Origin of the sequence: Mesorhizobium sp. M4A.F.Ca.ET.022.05.2.1 (assembly GCF_003998845.1) — a bacterium.
Lineage (GTDB): Bacteria > Pseudomonadota > Alphaproteobacteria > Rhizobiales > Rhizobiaceae > Mesorhizobium.
Window position 1 is genome coordinate 1 of sequence record NZ_RZOJ01000276.1, and the last position, 8,309, is coordinate 8,309.

The following is an 8,309-nucleotide window of genomic DNA, read 5'->3' on the forward strand; positions in this document are numbered from 1 at the left end:
CCGGAGACCGGGCGCTCCTCGTCCGCCTTCAGCGTCGAGGCATTTTCCAGTTTCTTGACCAGGTCCTTGTCCGCATCGGGCGCCTCGATGGTCACCGAGTAGCGCAGCGGATCGACAATATCGGCATCTTCGTCGCTGGAAGAACCCCAGAGCTTGATGCCGAATATCTCGAAGGCCGTCGCCGGCCGCGATTCGGCAATGAAAGCAACAGAACAAAGCGCGGCCAGAAGCAGGGCGCGCGGAAGCCCGCGCCCTGGCGCGATCCCCCCTGACATCTGCTTTTCATGCGCCGGCATTAAGACAACCTAGTCGACAAAACTAAAATTGGAATGAAGTTCTGAAACGCTCGTAAAGGGGCCACAATCCAATTGTCTGAAATAGACAGGGCTTGGAATTCACACCTTTTGCGTCTTCGCAAGATTGCGTGATCCCCTGTCCTATGGAGGTTTTGTTGAAATACCGGCCTTTGGCCGGCATGGAACCCGTTGGTGGGTGCAAACCTGCCGAGCTCCGGCGTTGACAAGCCTGACTGAAGCTTGATCATGCCGGGACGCTGGCGATATCTGGAGGGTGATGTGGCAATGCGCGCGGCTCGTGGTCTCTCTTTCCTGGTTCTTCTCTTTTTCGCCTTCAGCGGCGTCGCGCAAGCGGCGGAAGCCCGGCGGATCGTGACGACGGACAATTCCGACTATTTCGGGTTCGACCTCAGGTCCGACCAGAATGTCAGCCTTGACCAATGCAAGACGACATGCCTGGGCGACCCCGCCTGCCGGGCCTTCACCTACAACACCAAGGCCAAATGGTGCTTTCTCAAATCCGACTTTAACCAGCTTAAACCCTTCAACGGCGCCATTGCCGGCAAGGTCGCCAATGTCGATGGCGATCCCGATATCGGCGCGCCGCCGGAACTGGCCTTTTTCCCCGGCTGGATGGCCGACCAGGCGCAGCAGTACCGCAACAAGCTGACCGATCCGGTCTATGACAAGCCGACCGAGGGTCTGGGGGCGCTGCAGGCCGCGGCCGAGCAGGCGCAGCTTACCGGCGACCACCGGCTGGCCATGCAGAAATACGAAGCCGCGGTTACGGTGCTGCCCGATGACGGCCATCTCTGGCTCGAGCTGGCGCGCGAGACGCTTGCCGTGCAGCCGGCCTCCAACACGTCCGAAGGGTCGACCTTGCCGGCAAACGGCACGTCCGCCGCCTTCAACGCCTACAAGCTGGTGCGCACCACCAAGACGCGCGCCCAAGCGCTCGCGCTGCTCGGCGCCGGTCTCGACCGCCGCGATCTCTACCGGCCGTCGCTGCAGGCTTATGAAGCGAGCCTCGCGCTGGTCAGCTCACCGTCGGTCCAGGCCGATTATGCGGACCTCAAGGCCCGCAAGGGCTTCCGCGTCATCGATCACACCGTCGATGCCGACACCAGCGCGCCACGCATCTGCGCGCAATTCTCCGAGGATCTGGTCAAGACCGGTGTCGACTATTCGCAGTTCGTCACCGTCGACAACGCCGCCCCCAAAGGCGTCGAAGCCAAGGACAAGCAGATCTGCGTCGAAGGGCTGGAGCATGGCCAGCACTATGAGGTGACGTTCCGCGCCGGCCTGCCGGCGGCTATCGGCGAGGTGACCAGCGCGCCTGTGGTGCTCTCGATCTATGTCCAGGATCGTGCGCCTTCCGCCCGCTTCACCGGCGACAGCTTCGTGCTGCCGGCGGGCGCGCGCCGCGGCATCCCGGTCGTCACCGTCAACATGAATGCAGCCAAGATGAAGCTCTACCGCATCGGCGACCGTTCGCTGGCGCAGCTTCTGTCCGGCTACCAGTTCCTCAAGCAGCTCGACGGCTACGATCTATCCAACATTTCCGACCAGATGGGTTCGCCGGTCTGGGAAGGCCAGCTCGACATCGCCAACGACCTCAACAAGGAGGTCACCACTTCGTTCCCGGTCGACGAGGCGCTGCCGCAGCGCAAGCCCGGCGTCTATGTGCTTACCGCCCAGGCTGTCGACGACCACAGCGACGAGTATGATTCGCGTGCCACGCAGTGGTTCGTCGTCTCCGACATTGGGCTCTCCACCTATACCGGGCAGGACGGGCTGAACGTCTTTGCCCGCTCGCTTGGAAGCGCCAAGCCGATCACGGGTGCCGAGCTGACGCTGCTCGCCCGCAACAACGAGATCCTCGGCACCGCCACCACCGACGCCGAGGGCCGCGCCGTCTTCAACCCCGGCCTGACGCGCGGCGAAGGCGGCATGGTGCCGGCCGTGCTGATGGCCAAGCAAGGCGACAACGACTTCGTCTTCCTCGATATGGGGCGGGCCGGCTTCGACCTCTCCGACCGTGGCGTCACCGGGCGTCCGGCGCCCGGTGCGCTCGACGTCTATGCCTGGACCGAGCGCGGCATCTACCGTGTCGGCGAGGATGTGCATGTCGCGGCCCTTGCCCGCGACGGCGCCGCCAAGGCGGTCGAGAACCTGCCGCTGACCTTCATCTTCACCCGCCCAGACGGCGTCGAGGACCGCCGCATCGTCAGCGATGGCGCCTCAGCTGGTGGCCATGCCGTCGACCTGCCGCTCGAGCCCAACGCCATGCGCGGCACTTGGACGGTGTCGATCCATACCGATCCCAAGCAGGCGGCCGTCGCCAGCCAGATGTTCCTGGTCGAGGACTTCGTGCCGGATCGCATCGAGTTCGACCTCTCCGCCGACAAAAAGGAGATCGCGCAGGGCGAAACCGCCAACGTCACCGTCGACGGCCGCTTCCTCTATGGCGCGCCGGCCGCCGGACTTGCGCTCGAAGGCGAATTGACGCTGTCGACCGCCCGCGACTGGGACCGCTTCAAGGGCTATTCCTTCGGTCTCGCCGACGAGCAGTCGGCCGAGCCCTCGGTGACGCCGCTCGCCGGCCTGCCCGTGGTCGGCGAGGACGGCAAGGCGACTTTCCCGGTCGCCGTCGACCAGTTGCCCTCGACCACCAAGCTGGTCGACGCCAAAGTCACCGTCCGCATGCGCGAAACCGGCGGCCGCGCCGTCGAGCGATCGCTCAACATCGGCATCCGCCCGCAGGGCCACATGATCGGCATCCATCCGGATTTCGAGAACGACGAGGTGCCGCAGGGCGGCACGGCGAAGTTCAGCCTGATCGCCGTCGACCCCGACGGCAAGCGCGAGGCGCTGAAAGGCGCGCTGTGGTCGCTGGTCAAGGTCGAGCGCAATTACCAGTGGTACCGCTCCAACAATTCATGGAATTACGAGCCGGTCACCTTCACCAAATCGGTGGCCAACGGTCAGATCGATCTTGCCGCCGATGGCGAGGCAACCGTGTCGCTGCCGGTCGACTGGGGCCGCTACCGGCTCGAGGTCGAGACGGCTGATCCCGAGGGTCCGGCGACCAGCTACGAATTCGATGGCGGCTGGTATGTCAGTTCCACCACCACCGAAACGCCCGACGGCCTCGAGATTGCTCTCGACAAGGACACCTTCGCGGCTGGCGACGTGGCCAAGCTCAAGGTCTCGCCGCACTTTGCCGGCGAATTGCTGGTCACCATCGGCGCCGACAAATTGCTGAAGACCCTCACCGCAAGCGTACCTGCCGGCGGTGGAACCGTCGACATCCCGGTCGGCGACGACTGGGGCGCCGGCGCCTATGTTACGGCGACACTGTTCCGGCCGGGCGACGCGCAGGAGACGCGCATGCCGGCCCGCGCCATCGGCGTGAAATGGCTGGCAGTCGACCCGGGCTCGAAGAAGCTCGCTGTCACCTTGACGCCGCCTGAGAAGACAAAGCCACGCCAGCAGCTGTCGATCCCGGTCGCCGTGGCAGGCGTGCAGCCTGGCAGCAATGCCTATGTGATGGTTGCCGCCGTCGATGTCGGCATCCTCAACCTCACCAACTACAAGGCGCCCGATCCGGAAAACTGGTTCTTCGGCCAGCGCATGCTGGGGCTTGAGATCCGCGACCTGTACGGCCGCCTGATCGATGGCTCGCTCGGCACCACCGGCAAGCTGCGCACCGGCGGCGACGGCGCCGCCTTGCAGGCGCAGGGCAGCCCGCCGACCGAAAAGCTGGTCGCCTTCTTCTCCGGTCCCGTCCAACTCGACGCCGACGGCAAGGCCAGGATCGATTTCGACATCCCGCAGTTCAACGGCACCGTGCGTGTCATGACTGTTGCCTGGACCAGGGAAGCGGTCGGCCACGCTCAGGCCGATGTCATCGTGCGCGATCCAGTGGTGATCACCGCCGGCCTGCCGCGCTTCTTGGCGCCCGGCGACAACGCTGTCATGCGCCTCGACATCGCCGACACCGACGGCCCAGCCGGCGACTATGCCCTATCGATCGACACGACAGGCGACCTGTCCACCGGCGACAAGCCGCTCCCCGGCAGGCTGACGCTCGCCCAGGGCAAGCGCCAGACCCTGACCGTGCCGTTGATCGCCAGGACGGCGGGCGACGCCACGATCACTGTCAAGCTCGCCCATGCCGACGGCACCGAGGTCGAGCAGACGCTCTACGTCCCGGTGCGGCCGGCGCAGTTGCCGCTCACCACCCGGCTGGTGGTCGACCTCAAGCCCAATGTCGGCGCCCTGCGCGTCGACAAGGAACTCCTGGCGGCAAGCCTGCTCGACGGCGCTTCGGTAAGCGTCGGCGTCTCTCAGGCGGCCGCCTTCGACGTGCCCTCGCTGCTGATGACGCTCGACCGCTACCCCTATGGCTGCGCCGAGCAGACGACCAGCCGCGCCATGCCGCTGCTCTATGTCAACGCGTTGGCCGAAGGCATCGGCATGGCCAGCGATCCAGACCTGCACGGCCGCATCCAGGACGCGATCTACAAGGTGCTGAGCTACCAGGCCTCGGCCGGCAGCTTCGGCCTGTGGGGCCCAGGCTCCGGCGATCTCTGGCTCGACGCCTATGTCAGCGACTTCCTGACCCGAGCGCGCGAGCAGAAATACGACGTGCCGGCGTTGGCGATGAACCAGGCGCTGAGCAACCTGCAGAACTCGCTCGGCTACGACCAGGACGTCCAGGATCGCGGCAGCGAGATCGCCTACGCGCTCTATGTGCTGGCCCGCAACAAGAAGGCCTCGATCGGCGATCTGCGCTACTATGCCGACACCCAGCTCGAAGCCTTCACCAGCCCGATGGCCGTAGCGCAGCTTGCGGCGAGCCTTGCTCTCTACGGCGACGCGCAGCGCTCGGAGGCCACCTTCCAGACCGCGCTGCGTCTGGCGCAGGCGAGCACCGAGTACGACTACTACCGCTCCGACTATGGTTCGCCGCTCCGCGACGGCGCGGCAATCCTGGCGCTGGCCGCGGAATCGAAGCCGGTGCCGACCATCGTGCCGGCGCTGATCAAGCTGGTGGCCCGGGAGCGCGCCGATGCCCGCTGGACGAGCACGCAGGATGAATCCTGGATGCTACTCGCGGCGCGGGCGCTGAAGGAGGGCAATGATTCCATCACGCTCTCCATCAACGGTGCGCCGCATGCTGGTGGCTATTCCGACCGCTTCAGCGGCAGCGACATCGCCGACAGCCCGCTCACCATCGCCAACACTGGCAAGACGCCGCTGCAGGCGGTGGTCACCACGGTGGCCTCGCCGGTTGAGTCGCTGCCGGCCGGTGGCGACGGCTTCACCATCGATCGCACCTACTACAGGCTCGATGGCACCGAGGCCAACGTCACCGAGGCCACGCAGAACGAGCGCTATGTCGTCGTTCTCAAGGTCTACGAGCAGAACAGCTGGCCTTCGCGCCTCCTGATCACCGACCTGTTGCCGGCCGGCTTCGAGATCGACAATCCGGGCCTGGTGTCCAGCGCCCAGCTGTCGAACTTCTCCTGGCTGGCGCAGACCGACGCCGCCCATCTCGAGTTCCGCGACGACCGTTTCGTCGCGGCCTTCAACCCGAACGACGGCGACGGCGACCGCAACATCACGCTGGCCTATGTTGTGCGCGCGGTGACGCCCGGCACCTATGCCCATCCGGCGGCAGCGGTGGAGGATATGTATAGGCCGCAATATTCGGCCCGCACCGCCACTGGCATGATGGAGGTCAAGGCGCCGTAAGCGCCTTGATAGACGTGGCGATGGCGCTGCCCCTCATCCGCCTGCCGGCACCTTCTCCCCGTATAGTGACGGGGAGAAGGGGGCTGTCGCGAATTTCTCCGACTATTCTGCACCGTTGGCGATTGGCGAAACCATCGGCAACAGCCCCTTTCTCCCCGTCTCTATACGGGGAGAAATGTCCGGCAGGACCATGAGGGGCGGCGCCATGCTTTCCAGAAAATTCCTGCGACGCAGCGCCATAGCCGCGGCTTGTTGCGTGGGCGTTGTTGCCCTTTCCACAGCCACCCTCTGGCAGCTCGACCGCGCCTATCCGCCGCCGCTGCCAAAAAAGCTGGCGGTCTCCACCGAAGTGCAGGACCGCGACGGTCAGCTTCTGCGCGCCTTCGCCACCTCCGACGGCTATTGGCGGCTCGAAACCCGGCTCGACCAGGTCGACAAGCAGTTCGTCGACATGCTGGTCGCCTATGAGGACAAGCGCTTCTGGGACCATGACGGCGTCGATTTGCTGGCGCTTTGCCGTGCCGCCGGTCAGTTCGTCAGCAACGGCCACATCGTCTCCGGCGGCTCGACGCTGTCGATGCAGCTTGCCCGGCTGATCGAACCGCGCGACAGTCGCAGCCTTGGCTCCAAAATCAAGCAGATGCTACGCGCCATCCAGATCGAGCGGCGGCTTTCCAAGCGCGAGATCCTGGAGCGCTACCTGACGCTGGCGCCCTATGGTGGCAACCTCGAAGGCGTGCGTGCCGCTTCGCTCGCCTATTTCGGCAAGGAGCCGAAGCGGCTGACGGTCTCGGAGGCAGCACTGCTCGTTGCCCTGCCGCAACTGCCGGAGAAGCGGCGGCCGGACCGCAACCCCGACATCGCCCATGCCGCGCGTGACCGCGTGCTGACGCGCATGGTTTCCGCCGGACTGCTCGGCGAACGGGAAGCCGCGCGCGCCGCCCTCGACGATGTCTCCGGCCTGCGCCGCAAGCTGCCGGCGCTGGCCGCCCATGCCGCCTATGCCATGCTGCCCAAGGCCATACCGGGCAAGCCGCTGCAGCTCACCATCCGCAGGAGCGTCCAGCAAGGACTGGAACAGGTGGCGAAGGAAGCCGCCGCCAGGCTCGGCCCAAAACTTTCCGTCGCCATGGTGCTGGCCGATGCCCGCACCGGCGACATCCTCGGCGAGGTCGGCTCGGCCGACTTCTTCGACGCCAGCCGCTCCGGCTGGATCGACATGACCAGGATCGTCCGCTCGCCGGGGTCGACGCTGAAACCGTTCATCTACGGGCTCGCCTTCGAGCAGGGCCTCGTCGCGCAGGAGACCATCATCGAGGACAGCCCGGCCGATTTCGGCGGCTACCGGCCGAAAAATTTCGACATGGGCTATCAAGGCGACGTCAGCATCCGCCAGGCGCTGCAGCTCTCGCTCAACGTGCCGGCGATCCGGGTGCTCGACGCGGTCGGACCGGCCAGGCTGACGGCGCGCTTCCGCCAGGCCGGCGTCAAGCCGGTGCTGCCGGTCAACGAGGCGCCGGGCCTAGCGATCGGCCTCGGCGGTGTCGGTGTGACGCTGCGCGATCTCGTCCAGCTCTACACGGGCCTCGCCAATGGCGGCAAGGCGCACACGCTGCATGACGGCACCGAGCCGGCCAACGCCGAGCGCACCACCGCCACCATCCTCGACGACCAGGCCAACTGGCAGATCACCGACATATTGTCGGGCGTGAAGCCGCCGGAGGGCGCCTTGCAGCGCGGCATCGCCTACAAGACCGGCACCTCCTATGGCTACCGCGACGCCTGGTCGGTGGGCTTCGACGGCCGCTATGTGCTCGGCGTCTGGGTCGGACGCGCCGATGCCGGCGCCGTGCCCGGGCTGTCCGGATACGTCTCGGCCGCCCCGATCCTGTTCGAGGGCTTCGTCCGCGCCGGCCTCGCCACCGTTCCGCTTCCCGGCCAGCCGGCCGGCGTGCACCGCCCAAAACGCGACGAGTTGCCGGTGACGCTGGCGCGCTTCGGCGCCGGATCGGACGGGCTGGTGCAGGCAACGCCGGCCGAGCCCGCGCCGACGATCGTCTTTCCGCCCGACGGCGCGCGCGTCGACCTCGCCGCCAATTCGGCCGACGCCTCGCCGCTGGTGCTGAAGCTGCAGGGCGGCCGCGCGCCCTTCCGCTGGCTGGCCAACGGCAAGCCGCTGTCCGGCATCGACCGGCGCCGCACCGCCACCTGGCTGCCCGACGGCGCCGGTCGATGCCGGACAGCGGCTTGCCG

The 8,309-nt window shown here is 66.4% G+C and carries 2 protein-coding genes and 1 pseudogene; 2 read left to right on the forward strand and 1 reads right to left on the reverse strand.

Features of this window, described 5'->3' with window-relative positions; translation table 11 throughout:
* Nucleotides 1-296 (reverse strand): annotated as a pseudogene (locus EN745_RS24320) (outer membrane protein assembly factor); the annotation flags it as partial.
* A 279-nt stretch (nucleotides 297-575) separates the two neighbouring features.
* Between EN745_RS24320 and EN745_RS24325 the strand changes: the two are divergent.
* On the forward strand, nucleotides 576-6,056 hold the full coding sequence (locus tag EN745_RS24325; RefSeq protein ID WP_127422450.1) for an alpha-2-macroglobulin family protein: 5,481 nt from the start codon (nucleotides 576-578) through the stop codon (nucleotides 6,054-6,056).
* Between the two features lie 190 nt (nucleotides 6,057-6,246).
* Nucleotides 6,247-8,309, forward strand: a 2,063-nt coding sequence (gene pbpC, locus EN745_RS24335; protein WP_127422451.1) for a penicillin-binding protein 1C, incomplete at its 3' end; no start/stop codon positions are given.